The organism is Synechococcus sp. CBW1002 (assembly GCF_015840915.1).
Taxonomy (GTDB): Bacteria; Cyanobacteriota; Cyanobacteriia; order PCC-6307; family Cyanobiaceae; genus CBW1002.
On sequence record NZ_CP060398.1, the window covers coordinates 3,353,268 to 3,371,462 of the forward strand.

General features: G+C 61.6%; 19 protein-coding genes and 1 pseudogene. 9 read left to right on the plus strand and 11 right to left on the minus strand.

Annotation, left to right across the window (positions count from 1 at the left end):
* The first annotated feature begins 95 nt into the window (after positions 1–95).
* A complete protein-coding gene (psb29, locus tag H8F24_RS16575) occupies positions 96–827 on the plus strand; it encodes a photosystem II biogenesis protein Psp29 (protein WP_197155915.1) in 732 nt (243 codons plus the stop codon).
* On the opposite strand, the gene H8F24_RS16580 is transcribed toward psb29, so the two are convergent.
* On the minus strand, positions 790–2,187 hold the full coding sequence (locus tag H8F24_RS16580) for a hypothetical protein (protein WP_197170280.1): 1,398 nt from the start codon (positions 2,185–2,187) through the stop codon (positions 790–792). The genes psb29 and H8F24_RS16580 overlap by 38 nt on opposite strands.
* Before the next feature lie 307 nt (positions 2,188–2,494).
* Positions 2,495–2,596 carry a cytochrome b6-f complex subunit PetN gene (petN, locus tag H8F24_RS16585; RefSeq protein WP_197159300.1) on the minus strand — a complete coding sequence of 34 codons (102 nt, stop codon included), beginning with the start codon at positions 2,594–2,596 and terminating at the stop codon, positions 2,495–2,497.
* 261 nt (positions 2,597–2,857) lie between these two features.
* Between petN and clpS the strand changes: the two genes are divergently transcribed.
* Both clpS and H8F24_RS16595 read left to right on the plus strand, forming a co-directional pair.
* Positions 2,858–3,163 (plus strand): ATP-dependent Clp protease adapter ClpS, encoded by a 306-nt coding sequence (clpS, locus tag H8F24_RS16590; RefSeq protein ID WP_255518590.1) that lies wholly within the window; start codon positions 2,858–2,860, stop codon positions 3,161–3,163.
* Positions 3,164–3,199: 36 nt separating this feature from the next.
* Complete coding sequence (locus H8F24_RS16595) at positions 3,200–3,475, plus strand: DUF2103 domain-containing protein (RefSeq protein ID WP_197155920.1); 276 nt, start codon at positions 3,200–3,202, stop codon at positions 3,473–3,475.
* 16 nt (positions 3,476–3,491) lie between these two features.
* Here the strand turns inward: H8F24_RS16595 and H8F24_RS16600 are convergent, their stop codons facing one another.
* A complete protein-coding gene (locus H8F24_RS16600) occupies positions 3,492–3,932 on the minus strand; it encodes a hypothetical protein (RefSeq protein WP_197155921.1) in 441 nt (146 codons plus the stop codon).
* Between the two features lie 38 nt (positions 3,933–3,970).
* Between H8F24_RS16600 and H8F24_RS16605 the strand changes: the two genes are divergently transcribed.
* A complete protein-coding gene (locus tag H8F24_RS16605) occupies positions 3,971–4,618 on the plus strand; it encodes an NAD(P)H-dependent oxidoreductase (protein WP_197155922.1) in 648 nt (215 codons plus the stop codon).
* A 43-nt stretch (positions 4,619–4,661) separates the two neighbouring features.
* Here H8F24_RS16605 and H8F24_RS16610 read toward each other — a convergent pair whose 3' ends face one another.
* Positions 4,662–6,104 (minus strand): APC family permease, encoded by a 1,443-nt coding sequence (locus H8F24_RS16610; RefSeq protein ID WP_197155923.1) that lies wholly within the window; start codon positions 6,102–6,104, stop codon positions 4,662–4,664.
* Between the two features lie 236 nt (positions 6,105–6,340).
* Between H8F24_RS16610 and H8F24_RS16615 the strand changes: the two genes are divergently transcribed.
* Positions 6,341–7,606 (plus strand): tyrosine-type recombinase/integrase, encoded by a 1,266-nt coding sequence (locus H8F24_RS16615; RefSeq protein WP_197170281.1) that lies wholly within the window; start codon positions 6,341–6,343, stop codon positions 7,604–7,606.
* On the opposite strand, the gene H8F24_RS19980 is transcribed toward H8F24_RS16615, so the two are convergent.
* The 4 genes from H8F24_RS19980 to H8F24_RS19720 all read right to left on the minus strand — a co-directional run bounded on the left by H8F24_RS19980 (position 7,554) and on the right by H8F24_RS19720 (position 10,740).
* A complete protein-coding gene (locus H8F24_RS19980) occupies positions 7,554–8,096 on the minus strand; it encodes an ISAs1 family transposase (RefSeq protein WP_197158713.1) in 543 nt (180 codons plus the stop codon). The genes H8F24_RS16615 and H8F24_RS19980 overlap by 53 nt on opposite strands.
* Positions 8,087–8,716, minus strand: coding sequence for an ISAs1 family transposase (locus tag H8F24_RS19985; RefSeq protein ID WP_197158706.1), 630 nt, complete (start codon positions 8,714–8,716; stop codon positions 8,087–8,089). The genes H8F24_RS19980 and H8F24_RS19985 overlap by 10 nt, the downstream gene beginning before the upstream one ends.
* Positions 8,717–9,569: 853 nt before the next feature.
* On the minus strand, positions 9,570–10,442 hold the full coding sequence (locus H8F24_RS16630; protein WP_231598222.1) for an IS3 family transposase: 873 nt from the start codon (positions 10,440–10,442) through the stop codon (positions 9,570–9,572).
* A 10-nt stretch (positions 10,443–10,452) separates the two neighbouring features.
* The gene (locus tag H8F24_RS19720) at positions 10,453–10,740 is read right to left on the minus strand and encodes a transposase (protein WP_231597691.1); all 288 of its coding nucleotides are present in this window, start codon (positions 10,738–10,740) and stop codon (positions 10,453–10,455) included.
* 539 nt (positions 10,741–11,279) lie between these two features.
* Here H8F24_RS19720 and H8F24_RS19725 point away from each other — a divergent pair.
* The gene (locus tag H8F24_RS19725; protein WP_231597691.1) at positions 11,280–11,567 is read left to right on the plus strand and encodes a transposase; all 288 of its coding nucleotides are present in this window, start codon (positions 11,280–11,282) and stop codon (positions 11,565–11,567) included.
* 49 nt (positions 11,568–11,616) lie between these two features.
* On the plus strand, positions 11,617–12,450 hold the full coding sequence (locus H8F24_RS16635; RefSeq protein WP_231598221.1) for an IS3 family transposase: 834 nt from the start codon (positions 11,617–11,619) through the stop codon (positions 12,448–12,450).
* Positions 12,451–12,985: 535 nt separating this feature from the next.
* Here the strand turns inward: H8F24_RS16635 and H8F24_RS16640 are convergent.
* From H8F24_RS16640 to ltrA, 3 genes are all read right to left on the minus strand, one after another.
* Positions 12,986–13,858 (minus strand): IS3 family transposase, encoded by an 873-nt coding sequence (locus tag H8F24_RS16640; protein WP_231598222.1) that lies wholly within the window; start codon positions 13,856–13,858, stop codon positions 12,986–12,988.
* A gap of 10 nt (positions 13,859–13,868) precedes the next feature.
* Entirely contained in the window at positions 13,869–14,156 is a 288-nt protein-coding gene (locus H8F24_RS19730; protein WP_231597691.1) for a transposase, read from the minus strand.
* Positions 14,157–14,410: 254 nt separating this feature from the next.
* Positions 14,411–15,661, minus strand: a complete 1,251-nt coding sequence (gene ltrA, locus H8F24_RS16645) for a group II intron reverse transcriptase/maturase (RefSeq protein WP_231597922.1) — start codon at positions 15,659–15,661, stop codon at positions 14,411–14,413.
* A gap of 562 nt (positions 15,662–16,223) precedes the next feature.
* Here ltrA and H8F24_RS16650 point away from each other — a divergent pair.
* Together H8F24_RS16650 and H8F24_RS16655 are read left to right on the plus strand one after the other, a co-directional pair.
* The gene (locus tag H8F24_RS16650; protein WP_197158927.1) at positions 16,224–17,435 is read left to right on the plus strand and encodes an IS256 family transposase; all 1,212 of its coding nucleotides are present in this window, start codon (positions 16,224–16,226) and stop codon (positions 17,433–17,435) included.
* A gap of 294 nt (positions 17,436–17,729) precedes the next feature.
* A pseudogene (locus H8F24_RS16655) lies at positions 17,730–18,101 on the plus strand (transposase); the annotation flags it as partial.
* Between the last annotated feature and the right edge of the window lie 94 nt (positions 18,102–18,195).

An 18,195-nucleotide genomic window follows, 5' to 3' on the forward strand; every position in this document is an offset into this window, starting at 1 on the left:
CTGATCCAGGAGTGGCAACGGAATCGGCAAAGCACGAACAGATCCGGGCCCCGCAGGCAGCAGCGCTATGGTCAGAACCACACTGCCCGAGGAGCGTGAGCGCCTGCCTCACCGTCGCCGATAGCAAGCGCGTCTTTCATCGCGCCTTCCCCCATGTGATCGCACCCCTCTACCGGCGCATGGTGGACGAACTGCTGGTGGAGCTGCATCTGCTCAGCCGGCAGAAAGGATTTCAGGCCGATTCCCTGTTTGCCGCCGGGCTGATGCAGGTGTTTGACGGCTTCTCCAAGGGGTACCGGCCCCCTGAACAGCGCGACAGACTCCTGGAGGCCCTCTGCACCTCTTCGGGCTTCGACGCCACCCGCCTGCGCGAGCTCCGCGATGGCGCCATGGCCGCCATGGGCGAGCACAGTGTCGACGAGGTCAAGCAATGGATCGAACAGCAGGGTGCCGGAGCCCCCGAGCCGGTCGCCACGGTGCTGGCCAATGTGAAGCGTGCCGATTTCCATTACTCCCGCCTGATGGCCGTCGGTCTGCTGAGCCTGCTGGAGAAGGCTCGCGGAGCCGAGTCCCTGGATCCCCAGGCCCTGCGCCAGTCAGCCCACGATGTGGGAGAGGCCATGGGCCTCTTGCGTGAGCGCCTCGACAAGGACCTGACGCTCTACACCAGCAACCTCGAAAAGATGGCCCAGGCGGTCGAGCTGATGGAGGAGACCGTCGCTGCCGATCGGCGTCGCCGTGAACGCCAGGCAATCGCCACGGAGCAGGAGCGAGAGATCGCCAGTGAGGTCAAGGGTTCAGATCAAGGTGTCCCGTCAGCAGGCTGAGGGGATCTGGGTTGCGTCCCGCCTGATCTGCCAAGGCGGTCACTTCCAGTCGACTGGCCGAGCGGATCACGGCCGGTAATGCAGGAGGAAGCAACCCTCGTTCCTCCAGCTCGGCAGGTTGCAGACGCAGGCTCAGCTGGCTGAGACGTCTGGCCTCAGGGGGCAGGGCCTCCGCCAGTGCGGACTCCTGGACGGCCGTCTTAGGCAGCGGGCCAAGAAAGAACTGCAGCTCGGGAGCCGCACCGCGCACACTCACCCAGCGCCAGCCTCCGATCACCACCCCATCCTCTCGGGTCCAGGTGGCCGTGGGGAGTGGGTCGGCCGTTGCGGTGGCCATGATCTGCAGCCCTTGCTCTTCCAGAGCGCTCCGCAGGGCAGACAGGATCGTGATCCAGGCCTTGCGATCGGACCCAACCGCCAGCTGCAGTTCCAGGGCGGCCTGGAAGGGGCCTGAGGCGAGAGGACGGACCCGCAGACGGAAGGGAGCCTGACGCAAGAGTGGTAACTGGGCCGGGCCCATGCCATAACGAGCGGCCAGCGGATCCCGGATCAGTTGCCGTGCCAGCAGGGACTGCAGCACCAGATCGAGGGACGAGCCCCGCAATTCCAGCAGCACGTCCGAGGCGAGGGGAAGGGGAGTTGCTGGGCCGCGCTCCGCGCTGGCGGCCACCACAGAACCGGGACCTGAGAGCAGCCCTGTCGCCGCCGCAGCCTCTCCACTCCATGCCAGGCCGGCTCCAGCCAGGTTGAGATTCAGACAGCCCTCCTGAAAGCGCTGCAGCAGCGGAGCCACGGGTCCAGCGATCTCCGCCAGGGCGGTGGGAGTCCAGAAGACAGCCTGGGAGGTTTCCAGTCGCTGAAGGCAGACCCTCTCCAGACCCCGCAGGGGGCGGGGACGGCTGCTCAGCTGCTGGCTCAGCCACTGACGTGTGAGGGGATCGGGCGCGAGCAACAGAAGATCGTCCACCACCAGCATCTGAGCCGGTCTGGACGCAGTCGGGATCCCAGCAAGGGCTGCAGCCGGCAGGGCCAGCACCACGCCACCGTCACCATTGCGGCTCCAGAGCTGCCACCAGGGAGTGCGCTGCTGCCGCCAGACACGCTCGGCCAAGGGCTTGCCAAGCCGCTCCTGCCAGAGGGTCGGCACAGGCCGCTGGGGAGTGGCTGAAAAACTCTGGATCAGGGCAGCCAGGGCCATCACCCGCTCGAGCCCCTGGGCACGGGGACGGGGCTGACGCTGCAGCTGCCAGACAGGTAACAGGATCAGCAACAACAGGGTCAGTGCTGTGATCCGTAGAGGAATCCGGGGAGATTGAGGCCGGACCCATGGGTAACGGGCCAGCAAGGGAAGCCGGTCCATCAGGCGCTGGCTTGGTCTACGGCTGGCTTGGTCTGCGGGCACGCTGCCATAGCGAAGGTGTCACCGTGGTGGCTTCGGGGAAGCCGATCGTGCTGGGGCAGCTGCAGACTTGCCTTTGACGCCTCCCCTTCTGTCTTGACCAGCCTGAACGCGTTCGTGAGCGTAACGCCGGCGACGGTCGCGCCACTCAATCGCCGAGAGATAGATCACCCCAACGCTCACAAAGAGCAACAGAACCACGGCGGTCAGCGCCAGCAGATTGGAGCCGCCGAAGGTCGCTTCAGGCACGGGATGTGGAGGGAGAGTTTCAGAAATTCAAGGTGCCGTCGCCATTGCGGCCCCACACCACCATGGCGATCGAGAAGCTGAAGATGGCAGCAAGCGAAGCCCAGCCCAGGGTGATCAGCATCGGATCAGGAATTGTCGTCATCCCACTGTAGCCAGACATGGGGCAGGCCACCGGCACAGCTCGGGGCACTCGCGCCCCACAATGGGGTTCGACTCCCACGCTGCCATCGGTCCAGCCGATTTGCTCGGTCCGGCCGACCCGTCGTCACGTCTCCGGCCCGCGTCAGGGGCCCTGCCGTCTCCTCCCGCTCGTTCCATGGCCCACGGTTCCCCTTCGTCCCTCGGCTCTCCTTCGTCTGACGGTTCCGCCTTGCCCCTCGGTCTGACCCGTGCCACCGTCACGACTCCCGGCACGGCAACACGATCAGCCACGCTGCTGGAGCGGGCTCCCTACCCCGAAGCGCGGGTGGTTGTGCTCGACGACGACATCAATACCTTCCAGCACGTGGTGGAGTGCCTGGTGCGTCACATTCCCGGCATGCTCACCGATCGAGCCTGGGACCTGGCGCACCGGATCGACGGTGAGGGTTCGGCGGTGGTCTGGACTGGTCCCCTGGAGCAGGCGGAGCTCTACCACCAGCTGCTCGCCGCCGAGGGCCTCACCATGGCCCCATTGCAACGGGACTGACGCTGGGGACTGAAATCATTCCGGAGGGATCAAGCCATGGGCCGCGTGGTGATCACCCACAGCACCTATGTGGAAGGGCTGGTCCCGCTGCTGCGACAACTGGCCCGCCAGCCGGGCATCGACACGATCACCCCGGCGGTGATCAGCCGCGTACGGGGGCGAAGCCCTTTGCTGCGCCTGCGGGTCTCAACGCCGATCACGGGGGGGCACAAGCTGGTGGCCCGCCGCGGCAGCACGGCCCAGGAGGTGTTTGTGGTCACCAGCTGGAGTCGCGAACGTCTCCAGGAGGCCCTCGACAGCCTGACGGCCTGAAACCTGCCGGGAACCGTCAGCCATCCGCCATCAGCAGCTCACCGCTGCTGCTGCGTTCAAACACCGCCGGCGCCGTGAAGCGGGCATAGGCACCTCCCTGCCGGAACCACTCCGCCTCCACCAGCTGCAGCTGCTGGGGCTCGATCTGCCACTGCTCCGCCAGATAGGCGCTGTAGCTGGCCAGAGGCAGCTGGGCTGCCTGCCAGTGCACCACCGCAAAAGCGAGGGCCCGCACCCGCACCACCCCCTCATTGCTCTCCTGGATCTCCTCCTCAAGCAGAAAGGTACGGAATCGGCCAACAGCTTCACGGCCCTCGAGGCAGTACTTCCGCAGGTAGAGCTGACGAGCCCTGGGGAAGACAGGCCCGGGAGCCAGGCCAAGCAACTGATTGAACGCGTTCTGGAACTCACCCATCACCACACTCCGGGATTCGACCCTCAGAATGATGCGGCCCATCACCAACCACGCGGTGAGGGTTGCTGCCCTCCTACCCAATGTCCCTGCCCCCGTCTGAGCTCCTGCAGGCCCTGAACTGGCGCTATGCCACAAAAGTCTTTGATCGGTCCCGCCGCATCGACGCCCAGACCTGGGCTGCTCTTGAGCAGACTCTGGTGCTGAGCCCGTCCAGCTACGGGCTGCAGCCCTGGAAATTCCTGGTGATCACAGATCCGGGCTTGCGCCTGCAGTTGCGCCCCCACTCCTGGGATCAGAGTCAGGTCACCGACTGCTCCCACCTTGTTGTGTTCCTGCGCCAGCAGACCATCGGAGCCGCGGAACTGGACCGACTGATTCAACGGACCAGCGAAGTGCGCGGCGTCCCGGTGGAACAGCTGGCGTTTTATCGAGAAATGATGCAGAAGGATCTGGTCGACGGGCCCCGCAGCGAGCAGATCGAACGCTGGGCCAGCAATCAGGTCTACATCGCCCTGGGAACCTTCATGACCGCCTCTGCCCTGCTGGGGGTGGACACCTGTCCGATCGAAGGCTTCAGCCCCACGGACTACGACCGCATCCTGGATCTGGAGACCAGTGGCTACCGCTCCTGTGTGGTCTGCGCGGCTGGCTATCGCCAGCCAGACGACAAGTACGCCAGGCTGGCCAAGGTGCGCTATCGCGGCAGCAGCCTGATCGAGCGACTCTGAACGCGGTGAACCGTTCTCAGCCTCTTGATTTCAGCTGACTGGTTCAGCTGATGCATTCAGCTAATCGAAGGCTGAGCCGCCGAAACGCCTGATGCAACGGCCAGCTGAGCAGGATCAACCCCACGGCCAGCAGGCTGTTGCGCGTATCGGAGACAACCTCCCCCACCAGGAAGGCCAAGGAGGTGATCCCCACCGTGGCTGCGGTGAAGGGATAGCCCCAGTCGCGAAAGGGCCGAGCCAGCTCTGGATCCCGCCAGCGCAGCACGAACAGGGCCGCGATCCCCGTGGCATAGAGCAACACATAGAAGAAGGCGGCCATGCCCAGCAGGATGGCGAAGTCGCCCACCAGCAGCAGCGCCGCCGCCGTCAGCGTCGTGATTCCGAGGGCGAACAGTGGTGTTCCTGCAGAGCTGACCCCTGCCACGGCATTGAGGAAAAGTCCGTCTCGAGCCAGGCCGTAGAGCACCCGCGGGGCCGCCATGATCACGGCATTGATCAGGCCCAGACAGGAGATCAAGGCCAGCACCGTGATCAGTTGCGCCCCTCCGCCGCCGAACAACAGCCGGGCCGCATCGGCCAGGGGAAGCCGCGATCCGGCCAGCTCCGGCAGCGACAGCACCTGCAGCAGCGCCAGGTTGACGAGCAGGTAGAGGCCGGTCACCGCCAGCACGCCACCGACCAGGGATCGGGGCAGGGCAGCGGCGGGATCGGAGAACTCCTCCGCGAAATAGATGGGGCTGTGCCAGCCGTCGTAGGTGGTGATCACCGCCTGAAGCGCAAAGACAAGGCCCACGGCCAGAGCTCGCCCCTGCGGCGGGGTCAGTGAGGCATCGGCCAGGGGCCCGGCGGACGCCGGGGCTGCGCTGCTGGCCGCGTGTGGTGCAAACCAGAAACAGGCGGCGATCAGGATCAGGAATGCCCCGGCCTTGGCAAGGCTCAGCAGCTTCTGGCTGAGGCTGCCCGCCGCCAGGCCAAGCAACTGGACCAGGGCGAAGGTCAACAACACCACCAGGCCGATCGCCTTGCTGCCGACTGGCAGCCAGGGCAACAGCGCTGCGCTGTATTCACCGATCGTGACCGCCACCCAGGCCAGACCGGCGCACTGACCCAGCCAGTCGATCCAGCCCACCGAGAAGCCGGCCTGATCGCCGGCGGCACGGCGGGCGTAGACGTACCAGCCACCGGCCGAAGGCAAGGCTGCGGCCAGCTCAGCCACCGCCAGGGCGCCGAACAGGGAGTAGATCCCACCGCCCAGCCAGACCAGCAGCATCAGGGGAGCACTGCCCAGCTGGGCCGCCACCAGGCCCGGTGTCCGCAGGATGCCGGCACCGATCGAACTACCCACAGCACCGGCGATGCCAAAGCTGGCGCCGAGGATGTGGAGCAACGAGCCCTGGCTGGGGGGGGACTCAGATGGAGAAGGCACCGCGAAGAACTCCCGGTTGAATCCGGGGTTCCGGGAACCCGGAATGGGGTGGACCGCCATGCCGTCTTGCCCCAGTGTTCGACCTGGAGACACGAGCAGCAGGGCACCCGGTAGTTAGAGCCTACTTTGCAGGGGTCTTGATGGCAAGATGGGTCTGACAAGTGGGTCTGACAGGCGTGACAGAGAGCAGCGCATGACAAAGCATGAAGTCACGCCGAGCTTCGATTTGTCTCGATCTGTTTTCCAGCCCACCGGACCCAGCACCTCCAACGACACCAGCCACCACACGTAGAGCCATGGCAAGCGTGTTCACCCGCCCCAAGAGAACCGGCTTTTACTCTCGGATCGCTGTACCTCGGGACCTCTGGCCCAGCTACTCGACTCGCTCCATCGTCAGGAAGCTGACCGCCACGAGCAGACGAGCCGCAGAGATTGAAGCTCGCAGCATCCAGGTCGACTTCGACAGAAGCTTCCAGGAGGAACGCTCCCAGAGCCCTCTGGATGCCCCAGGAAACGACCTCAAGCACCTTCTGCGTGTCATCCAGGCTGATCCAGCCGAAGAACATTCACAGGATGATCTGGACACCGCTGACGAACTGGTCATCCAGCAGCTGAACATCCACACCGATGGATCGCTCAGTCCCGAGGAGGATCGGCTGTGGGCTCAGCACCAAGCCTGGAAGGAGGGCCACCAGCCATACACGATTTGGATCGAGAGACGAGCCGAGACGGAAGGGACACGCCTTACGACCCAACGAAACTGGCACACCTACCTAGGACGGCTTGCAAAGTGGGCGGGCACCGATTACCTGAGCGGTCTCACCAGAAGGGATGCGATCGAGTTCAAGGAATGGCTGCTCAAACAAACGAACGAGAAAACAGGAAAGCCGAATTCACCCGGTTACCACAAGAACCACTTCAAGGTCTACGGAGCCTTCTGGCGATGGGCGGATGACCATCAACAAGTCTCAGATCCCACTATCTGGGCCAATCTCGGGCGAAGCATCAAGGAGCATCATCACGATCGAATTCTCCCCGACTTCGCAGAAGCTGACGAGCTTGCCGCTGAAGACCTCCTCTACAACATCCAACGCTTCACTGGCTGCCGTGGTAGCGAAGCAGCAGGGCTACGGGGTTGTGACTTGGATCTTGAGGGTAGAACGATCCACTTCACCGAATGGAAAGAGGGGGAAATGGTCCGTCACCTCAAAGGCAAATCGAAGGACCGTCGAACCGTACCAATGCACTCAAAGATTTACTCACTGCTACTGAAGCTGTATCCAGGCGGCCTGCCAAATGGATCGCTGTTCCCCAAGCAGTACAAGCCCAGTGAAGAGACATGGGGCGACACCTACAAAGAAGGCGTCCTGAGAAGGTATGGCATTCATAGCCACGATCTACGCAGACGAGTCGTTACTCAGCTTTCCTTGTCCTCATCACCCTTTATACTCTATGCTCTTACGCGCCATCAGATCCCTGGCATGAGCACAGGGCTGCCTAAAAGTGTGATCAGCCCAAGCTCCCTCGGCTGGCCACGCCGCCAAGTGCCAGCATTCCCTTGATGTCGTAGGCCAACTCCCGCAGGCCTTGGCGGATCGAGCGGTAGCCGCCCCGCCGCAGCAAGTTCATCACGATGGTTCGCAGGAAGGCGAACACCGGGGCCCCGATCCGGTTGGCGTAGCGATGAGCGTCCTCACCCAGCTGGACGTCACGGGCCCAGTGCCATTCGTTCTCAATGCTCCAGCGCTGACGGATCAGGCGCAGCAGGGCTTGTGGCGTGGTGCGCACGCTGGTGAGGAACAGGTGGTGCCTGATCTTGCGCTTGCCCTTGCGGGTGAGGGTGCCTGTGATCACCTCAACGATCCAGGCGCTGCCGGGCCAGTTGGCTTTGATGTGCTCCGGTGCCTCTCTGGCTCGCAGTTCCCAGACGGTGTCGCGCCCGTGGCGCTTCTCGTGATCTGTTGCAGTGAAAGGGATGTGACGCTTTCCCTGGAACTGGCAGCCGATCTGGCGGTAGAGGGTCTTCTGGTTCGATTTGACGGTCAGGAGCACGTCGGCCCCCTGGGAGAGGCACCAGCGAAAAACGCCTGCGTCGTGTGCAGGGCATCCGCCTGGATCAACACGCCATCGAGATCCAGGCTGCTGAGCAGCTCTTTCAGCGCCGCACGCTCACTGGATTCGTGGGTGTCATAGGTCGTCTGGGCCAGGGCGACGCCAAGGGCCCGGGCGTACACCGTGACCTGGGCGACAAACCGGTGACTGCCGTCTTCTGTCTCCACGGCAGAGCCGCGCAGGGTCTTGCCATCACACACCAGCTGATCCAGACCCGTTGCCCCGCTTGGGACCTGGCTGATCATCCAGGCCTGCAGCACCTGGCCAAACTCCTGCAGGTGGGCCTTGTTGAACAGGTAGAGGAAGGTGGCATCGGAGGGCCAGCGCTTGAAATTCAGGCCCAGCGCCTGGTTGAGTGCCTCACGGTGCCGCCGGGCAAAGGCCTCCAGATCACGGGAGCTGCGGCAGCCGCTCAGGATCCCGAGCACAGCCACCAGCAGCAGGAACCACTGCGGGTAACGCACCCCGCGGCGGTAACGCCCATCCGGGATGGCCTTGAGGAAGCTGATCAGGTCATCCGGTGCGGGCTGATCGACTCCGGTGGAGCGGGTTTCGGGCATTGGGGGCACTGAGACCCGCCGACCAAACCCAATGCTGGCAGACCTGCCAAGAGCTACCAGGACAGACTTTTAGGCGACCCTGGGCATGAGCAAAGTTGTTGAGCGTTACGTACTACCTAGCCTCAACGACCTACGCCCATTCGTTGAGAAACTACAGTAAGCATGCTAGTCGCAAGAACATCACGGCATTGCTGTTTTTTTAGGGACAGGCTTGCAAGTGGCTAAAATGGTTGAAGAATCTAGCAACCATCCGCGAATGAGAGGTTGCCTGGCAAGTTCCAATGCCTCGACATGAGCTCGGTCATAGACTCCGCATGACGCGCGGAAAGTCTCAAAGTCACTGCAAAGGAAGATGAGCTTAGGTCATTTCTTGGCAAGTACTTATGAAAGCTTGGGGCTCCGATACCAACCCAATTTGCAAGGGCTCCCACGCCCGGCTCCCCACTGAGCTAATCGGCCTACTGCAGATATCCGCGTGCAACCAGCCACGGAAGTTTTATCTGATTTAGAAAGAATAACACTACAAAGCATTAGATTATTGTCTCCCCAAAACGAGTCTAATCCACACATTCCTTGACGGCAAAGCGAACCGCGGCAGTGAAAGATTTAGACAATGAAGTCGGGATCTGATGATGCCGAGGGATGATGCCATTGCAATGGGAGACTCGCAGGGGAAGAGGGTGGAAACAAGAGCTCATAATTTCCTTGACATATATTGCGACCTGACTTAGATTAAAACTAGTTTCACAAAGACATTGAGCAAAATCGCCATTTTGCAAGCAGCGTCGCTGGCTATATTGCTATCAGCCTGTTCTGATGGCCCTAGCAATTCTCAATCTGAGGTGAGTGCCTTTTATTGGACAGTTCCGGCCCCTGACATCGTTAACCCAGGACGGGTGGAACATGGTTCGGCCTCAGTGTAGACCGCGTGGGGAGTTTTGCCTCCAAGGGAACTGTGAGGTCTTACATGGCAATACCGCCACAGGAAGCGGGCCAGGCTGATTTCAGCGTCCCAGCCATCGCTGTATGCCCGTAGGTAGACCTCCTCGTACTTGACAGTCCTCCACAGCCGTTCAACAAGGATGTTGTCGTAGCACCGCTTTCTGCCGGACCAGCTGATCTGGATCCGCTCCCCTTTGAGTCTGGCCACAAAGTCAGCGGACGTGAACTGACAGCCTTGATCGGAGTGGAAGATCTCTGGCCTACGGCCGCCTCCCAAGGCCATCTCCAGGGCCTCCAGACAGAACTTCGTGTCAAGGCTGTTGGAGAGCCTCCAGCTGAGCACATGCCTGGAATGGAGATCCATGATCGCCACCAGATAGAGGAACCCTTTCTGCAGAGGGATGTAGGTGATGTCGGTCGCCCAGACCTGATCCACCGACGTGACCTGCGTGAGGTCCACCAGGCAGGGGAACCGCACGGACGGATCACCTGGAACCGTCGTCCGGGGCTTCTGGTAGATCGCCCGTAATCCCATGCGCCGCATGAGGTTTCGCACTCGATCTCGGCTGATCGGGATACCATCTTGGGCCAGATAGTCCACCATCCGGCGGCTGCCGCTGCAGGGATCCTCCAGGTAGAGAGCATCGATCCTGGCCATGATCCGCAGCGTCGATACACGGACCGGTGTCGGCCGGTAGTACAGCGTGGATCGAGGCAGCCCCAGCAGCGCACACTGCCTGCTGATGCTGAGCTCGGGGTGGTCGTGATCGACCAGCTTGCGCAGTTCACGGGCATCAGAGCAGTTGAGACTTTTTTTTGAGCCACTCCAGCTCCATCTGCAGCCGTCCGATCTGCTGGAACAGCTCCGCCTCCTTGGCCTGCCCCTCCTCCTTGTCCTTGGTCTTCTTGCCTCGGGTGAAGAGCTCGCTGGCACCGTCCAGGAGCTGCCGCTTCCACTGGCTCACCTGGATCGGGTGGATGGCGTGGTCGGCGGCGATCTCCTGGATCGTCTTGCGGCCACTGATCGCCTCCATGGCGACCCTGGCCTTGAACTCGGGGCTGTGGGTGCGGCGCTTGCTCATCGGTGGGAGCCCCTTTCAGGGGCGGTACCCCGCCTCAGAGGTTAACGATGGGGCCTGTCCAGAAAAGCCAGACCACCTCAATCCTCGGCCTTTTCCGAAGAGCGCTGGGTCGAAAGCATTACCCCCTCCCCCGAATACAAAGCGGTTTTTATTGGTAAATGCGACCCAACTGGAATCGTTTGCCCTGATGGCAAGTCAATTAGCCCTGATCTGCTCACGGTTGGCGAAAGCATTAGCGGTTTACGGATCGGTGCAATAAAATGCACGTTGGCAACTAAAGACGTGCGAGGGTGGACAGGAGGTCCAAAGCTAGCTGCCGTGGCAGGCAAGTGGAATTGCATAGCCTCTGAGAGCCGCAATGCGGTCGAGAATCATGCTGATGACAGTGGCAAAAGAAATTACCCGTGGATCAGTGCAATTGGAGTGAGCCTTTAGAGCAAGACTAGTTGATCTACTGACTGAGGTGGTCTGGCTTTTCTGGACAGGCCCCATCGTTAACCTCTGAGGCGGGGTACCGCCCCTGAAAGGGGCTCCCACCGATGAGCAAGCGCCGCACCCACAGCCCCGAGTTCAAGGCCAGGGTCGCCATGGAGGCGATCAGTGGCCGCAAGACGATCCAGGAGATCGCCGCCGACCACGCCATCCACCCGATCCAGGTGAGCCAGTGGAAGCGGCAGCTCCTGGACGGTGCCAGCGAGCTCTTCACCCGAGGCAAGAAGACCAAGGACAAGGAGGAGGGGCAGGCCAAGGAGGCGGAGCTGTTCCAGCAGATCGGACGGCTGCAGATGGAGCTGGAGTGGCTCAAAAAAAAGTCTCAACTGCTCTGATGCCCGTGAACTGCGCAAGCTGGTCGATCACGACCACCCCGAGCTCAGCATCAGCAGGCAGTGTGCGCTGCTGGGGCTGCCTCGATCCACGCTGTACTACCGGCCGACACCGGTCCGTGTATCGACGCTGCGGATCATGGCCAGGATCGATGCTCTCTACCTGGAGGATCCCTGCAGCGGCAGCCGCCGGATGGTGGACTATCTGGCCCAAGATGGTATCCCGATCAGCCGAGATCGAGTGCGAAACCTCATGCGGCGCATGGGATTACGGGCGATCTACCAGAAGCCCCGGACGACGGTTCCAGGTGATCCGTCCGTGCGGTTCCCCTGCCTGGTGGACCTCACGCAGGTCACGTCGGTGGATCAGGTCTGGGCGACCGACATCACCTACATCCCTCTGCAGAAAGGGTTCCTCTATCTGGTGGCGATCATGGATCTCCATTCCAGGCATGTGCTCAGCTGGAGGCTCTCCAACAGCCTTGACACGAAGTTCTGTCTGGAGGCCCTGGAGATGGCCTTGGGAGGCGGCCGTAGGCCAGAGATCTTCCACTCCGATCAAGGCTGTCAGTTCACGTCCGCTGACTTTGTGGCCAGACTCAAAGGGGAGCGGATCCAGATCAGCTGGTCCGGCAGAAAGCGGTGCTACGACAACATCCTTGTTGAACGGCTGTGGAGGACTGTCAAGTACGAGGAGGTCTACCTACGGGCATACAGCGATGGCTGGGACGCTGAAATCAGCCTGGCCCGCTTCCTGTGGCGGTATTGCCATGTAAGACCTCACAGTTCCCTTGGAGGCAAAACTCCCCACGCGGTCTACACTGAGGCCGAACCATGTTCCACCCGTCCTGGGTTAACGATGTCAGGGGCCGGAACTGTCCAATAAAAGGCACCCACCTCAGACATAAGCTCTGACCCAATCCGAATGCATAGCTTGCCCCATACCCTAACTTCCTTGCCGAGCAGGCTTGGCGGGGAAAGTCCCACTAGACATAAATGCCACACCACCAAGTAGATCACTTACATAGTGTGGACAACTGAATACATACTCAACAAAGAGCAATCAGCAATACATCAGACCACGAGAAGCAGCCCTCGTTCACGCAGATCAAACTTCCGCCACGGCCAAAACCATTGCAGACGTCGCAGCTGGACGTCGCATGAGCAGCTCCTGGGATTTGTCGGACAGTCAGTTTGTGGAGGGCTCGAAGAGCACAGGCACATTCCTATACAAGGAGTTCTATGGAGGCCAAGAAACGAAAGGCGCTCAATTTGTGAGGGTTGCCTCGGAGCAGAAAGACCAAGGCCGAGACTACTGATCGGGGATTGGTGGAGAGGTGCAAGAAGGCAAACACACACTACACACACGGGACAGCAAAAGCCCACGGCCTCCCCAAGACCAAGATTGAGGTGGGTGCCTTTTATTGGACAGTTCCGGCCCCTGACATCGTTAACCCAGGACGGGTGGAACATGGTTCGGCCTCAGTGTAGACCGCGTGGGGAGTTTTGCCTCCAAGGGAACTGTGAGGTCTTACATGGCAATACCGCCACAGGAAGCGGGCCAGGCTGATTTCAGCGTCCCAGCCATCGCTGTATGCCCGTAGGTAGACCTCCTCGTACTTGACAGTCCTCCACAGCCGTTCAACAAGGATGTTGTCGTAGCACCGCTTTCTGCCGGACCAGCTGATCTGGATCCGCTCCCCTTTGAGTCTGGCCACAAAGTCAGCGGACGTGAACTGACAGCCTTGATCGGAGTGGAAGATCTCTGGCCTACGGCCGCCTCCCAAGGCCATCTCCAGGGCCTCCAGACAGAACTTCGTGTCAAGGCTGTTGGAGAGCCTCCAGCTGAGCACATGCCTGGAATGGAGATCCATGATCGCCACCAGATAGAGAAACCCTTTCTGCAGAGGGATGTAGGTGATGTCGGTCGCCCAGACCTGATCCACCGACGTGACCTGCGTGAGGTCCACCAGGCAGGGGAACCGCACGGACGGATCACCTGGAACCGTCGTCCGGGGCTTCTGGTAGATCGCCCGTAATCCCATGCGCCGCATGAGGTTTCGCACTCGATCTCGGCTGATCGGGATACCATCTTGGGCCAGATAGTCCACCATCCGGCGGCTGCCGCTGCAGGGATCCTCCAGGTAGAGAGCATCGATCCTGGCCATGATCCGCAGCGTCGATACACGGACCGGTGTCGGCCGGTAGTACAGCGTGGATCGAGGCAGCCCCAGCAGCGCACACTGCCTGCTGATGCTGAGCTCGGGGTGGTCGTGATCGACCAGCTTGCGCAGTTCACGGGCATCAGAGCAGTTGAGACTTTTTTTTGAGCCACTCCAGCTCCATCTGCAGCCGTCCGATCTGCTGGAACAGCTCCGCCTCCTTGGCCTGCCCCTCCTCCTTGTCCTTGGTCTTCTTGCCTCGGGTGAAGAGCTCGCTGGCACCGTCCAGGAGCTGCCGCTTCCACTGGCTCACCTGGATCGGGTGGATGGCGTGGTCGGCGGCGATCTCCTGGATCGTCTTGCGGCCACTGATCGCCTCCATGGCGACCCTGGCCTTGAACTCGGGGCTGTGGGTGCGGCGCTTGCTCATCGGTGGGAGCCCCTTTCAGCTTGCGTCCCCTGTGTTGGTGTAAATCCCTGGGGACCTCAACCCCGGCGTAGCCGGGGTTGAGCGCGCACCTCAGACGTTCCGCTCAGCGGCCAGCGTTGCAAGGGGTGGGCAGGCCCGTGACCCTGGTTTGAGCACTACCTCAACCAGACGAACCATGTCGAGTCACCCCGGGGAACTTCCCCCCGAGGTGCTCACAGAACCGTACGTGACACTCTCGCGTCATACGGCTCCCATCATCCACATGCCACTTCACTGACTCGACGCCAGTGCGCGAACAGATCACGATGTCCAGACCTGATCCTGGCAAGTACTCGCCAGCTTTGGAGCCGACGACCCCGCAGCCTTTTGTACTTCTGCCGTAACCAGGCTGCAATTCTGTCATCCAGGTAGCGATACAACTTCCTGATCAGTTCTGTCCTATAGAAACGACCGTAGTACTGAATCCAGCCACGAATCACTGGATTCAGCACTTTAGCGATCTCCTCAAGCGACAGATACACGAGCGATGGAAGCCCTATCGACCTAATCCTCTCCCGCATACGCTGGAGAGCCTGCGGACTCACTGCCGGCAAAAAGCCTGTGTAGATGACTCCGCGAGAATTGCGAGACACACGTGGCCGAAACGCGAAACCAAGAAACGTGAACGTGACATCAGCAAACGGTGCCCGGCGGTTGCTATCCCTGCAGTAGACCACCTGGGTCTTCTGGGGATGAAGCTGGAGGCCACAGGACGCAAAGCGATCCTGCAATGCCTCCAGCAACCGCCGAGCTTCCTTCTCGCTGTGGCAATGACAGATCACATCATCTGCATAGCGCTCAAAGGCAATGGCCGGGTGGCTCCGGCGCATCCACACATCAAACGCATAGTGCAGGAACAGATTGGCCAGCAGTGGACTGATGACACCACCTTGCGGTGTGCCCCGGTCCCTGGGATGGAGCGTGCCATCCGGCAACAGAACCGGTGCCTGCAGCCATCGTTGCAGGTAGAGCACCACCCAGCGCTCGGAGGTATGGGCCTTGATCGCGCGCATCAACAGGTCGTGATCGATAGCATCGAAAAACCCCTTGATGTCGAGATCGAGAACCCAGTTGGACCTCCAGCAGCGCTGACGGCAGACCTCTACTGCCTGATGCGCTGACTTGCCCGGTCTGTAGCCGTAGGAATCCTGATCAAAGATCAGCTCCAGCTCTGGCTCCAGCACCTGCTTGACCACCATCTGTGCGATGCGATCAGCAACCGTCGGGATACCCAGCGGCCTGACGCCTCCACCGGATTTGGGAATCTCCACACGCCGAACTGGTGGCGGAAGATAACTTCCTGATGCCATCCGATTCCAGAGTTTGTAGAGATTATTCTCCAGATCCTTGTTGAAGTCGTCCAGGCTTTGGCCATCCACACCGGCCGCCTGTCCGTTCCGTTTCACCTGTTGATAGGCCTTCCAGACCATCACCTTGGTAATCGGTAGCGGCTTGTCTGTTGTCATCCCATTCCTCCTGCCGTAGGCAGTTGATGGGAGACTCCAAACGGGATGATGCAACCCCTTGGCTCCGAGTCCGTTACAGACCCATCATCGCTACTACGGGTTGCTCCGCCCCTGCCACAGACATCGGTATTGACCCTCATGGTGGTGACCACTTGGGATGTTCCCTTGGCATTCCATGGCAGGTTCTCACGTTCCGCATCAGGGCCTGCGATGAGCTCGTGCCGTCTATACGCCGGCTGCCGTGTGGTCCATAGACAGGCTCTGTCCACACTGATCCAGGAGATTTGGGCCGCCTCCCGTTTTGGCAGCGTCTGAAATAGATATCGGCGCGTCATCAACGGTTCGCTTGCGCTCACCTTCTCGTCGCACACCTGACGGATCCAGTCCGCCGTTTCCCCGTCGCTCACCACCACGTCTTTTGAACGCAGCAGCACGGGGTGGTTTGGTACCAGCCCCTGCAGGCCGATCCCGGGAGGCCACACTCCCATCCCCGATGCAGTTTCATCAGCCTTGGCTTTCACCTGCTGACTCGTGACACACGCCCACGTCCAATCGTGCCGCAATTGAGCTGGCGCCGCTACTGGATGGCAGCAGCGCCGGTGAGCTGATCCCCGAGCTGGTGCGCCACGGCCTGCAGCAGCTGATCGAGCTGGAGGTCGCTGCCGTGCTCGGCGCAGAGCGCCATGAGCGCAGCGAGGAGCGGCTCGGCTACCGCAACGGCTACCGGCCGCGCACCCTGGCCACCCAGGTGGGGGACATCGATCTCCGCATCCCCAAACTGCGCTCCGGCAGCCACCTGCCCTCGATCCTGGAGCCGCGCCGCCGTGTGGACCAGGCCCTCTACGGCGTGGTGATGGAGGCCTATGTCGGCGGCATCTCAACGCGCAAGGTCGACGCCCTGGTGGCCGCCCTGGGAGTCCAGAGCGGCATCTCCAAATCTCAGGTGAGCCGCATCTGCGCTGACATCGACATCCAGGTGCAGGCCTTCCTGAACCGCCCCCTTGAGGCCACCGGCTACGCCTACCTGTACCTCGATGCCACCTATCTCCACGGGCGTCTCGGCAAGGCGATGCAGGTCTGCTCCAGGGCTGTGGTGGTGGCCATGGGCGTCAATGCCGATGGTCGCCGCGAGCTGCTCGGCATCAAGGTGGGCGACAGCGAAACCGAGAGCTTCTGGAGCGAGTTCATTGGCTCGCTCAAGGAGCGCGGCCTCACTGGGGTCAAGCTCGTGATCAGCGACGCGCACGTGGGCCTCACCAAGGCGATCCGGCGGATGCTGCAGGGCAGCTGCTGGCAGCGCTGCAGGGTCCATTTCGCCAGAAACCTGCTCCAACGGGTGCCCAAGGCCCACCAAGGCATGGTCACCGCTGCCTTGCGCTCGGTGTTCGCCCAGGAGAAAACGGACGAAATCGAGGCCCGCTGGGACGATCTGGCCAGCTCACTGGTGGATCGCTTCCCCAAGGCTGCTGAGCTCATGCTGCACGCCCGGGAAGACGTGCTCGCCTTCCGTCACTTCCCGCCTCAACACTGGAAAAAGACTTGGAGCACCAACCTGCTCGAGCGCCTCAATGAGGAGATCAAACGCCGCACTCGGGTGGTTGGCATCTTCCCGAATGACGCCTCGATCACCCGCTTGGTGGGGGCTGTGCTGCTGGAGCAGGACGAGCACTGGCAGCTGGAGGGCCGGCGCATGTTCTCCGCCGAGAGCATGGCCGCCATCCCCTCACTGGCGGAGCTGCCCACGCAGCCTTCCTTGCAAGAAGCAGCGGCCTGAGCCTCAGGCCCCAGGAGATCGCGCCGTAGCGCCCCCACAGGGCGCAGCGGCGGCGATCACCGCCCGGGGGCCGGCACCGCAGACGTCACGACCAAGATTGCAGGTGTAGCCCACAACCGATCGGCAATCCAGACGAAAGACTTGACAAGTCAATCGTCTGGATTCATCGTGAAATAACGAGGTGCACATGCGCCTCGAGAATGACAGCCCGTCATTCACCCCTGTTCTCCCTCAGTCCAGGGCAATCGGGCCTCGGGATTTACACCACGCCAAGGGACGCGGCCGCATGCCAGCTTCCCCTACGTCTACCTCGACGCGACCTACCTTCACGGCCGTCTGGGCCGCAACATGCAGGTGGTCTCCCGGGCGGTGGTGGTGGCGATCGGGATCAATGCCCTCGGCTACCGCGAGGTACTGGGAATCGCCGTGGGCGACAGCGAAGCCGAGGGCTTCTGGCGCCAGTTCCTGGGCTCACTCAAAGAGCGTGGCCTGACTGGCACGCGGCTGGTGATTTCGGATGCCCACCTGGGGCTGACAGCCGCGATCAAGCGCATGTTCCAGGGCAGCAGCTGGCAGCGGTGCCGAGTGCACTTCCTGCGCAACCTCCTGAGTCATGTCCCAAAGGTTGGCCAGGACATGGTGGCGGCGGCGATGAAAGCGGTGTTCGTGATCCAGAAGCCTGAGCAGGCGGGACCTATCAGGGAAGTTGTCCGCTCGGGGTGCTGAGCTGAGCACCGAACTTGAGTGTACTGCGGGTTGA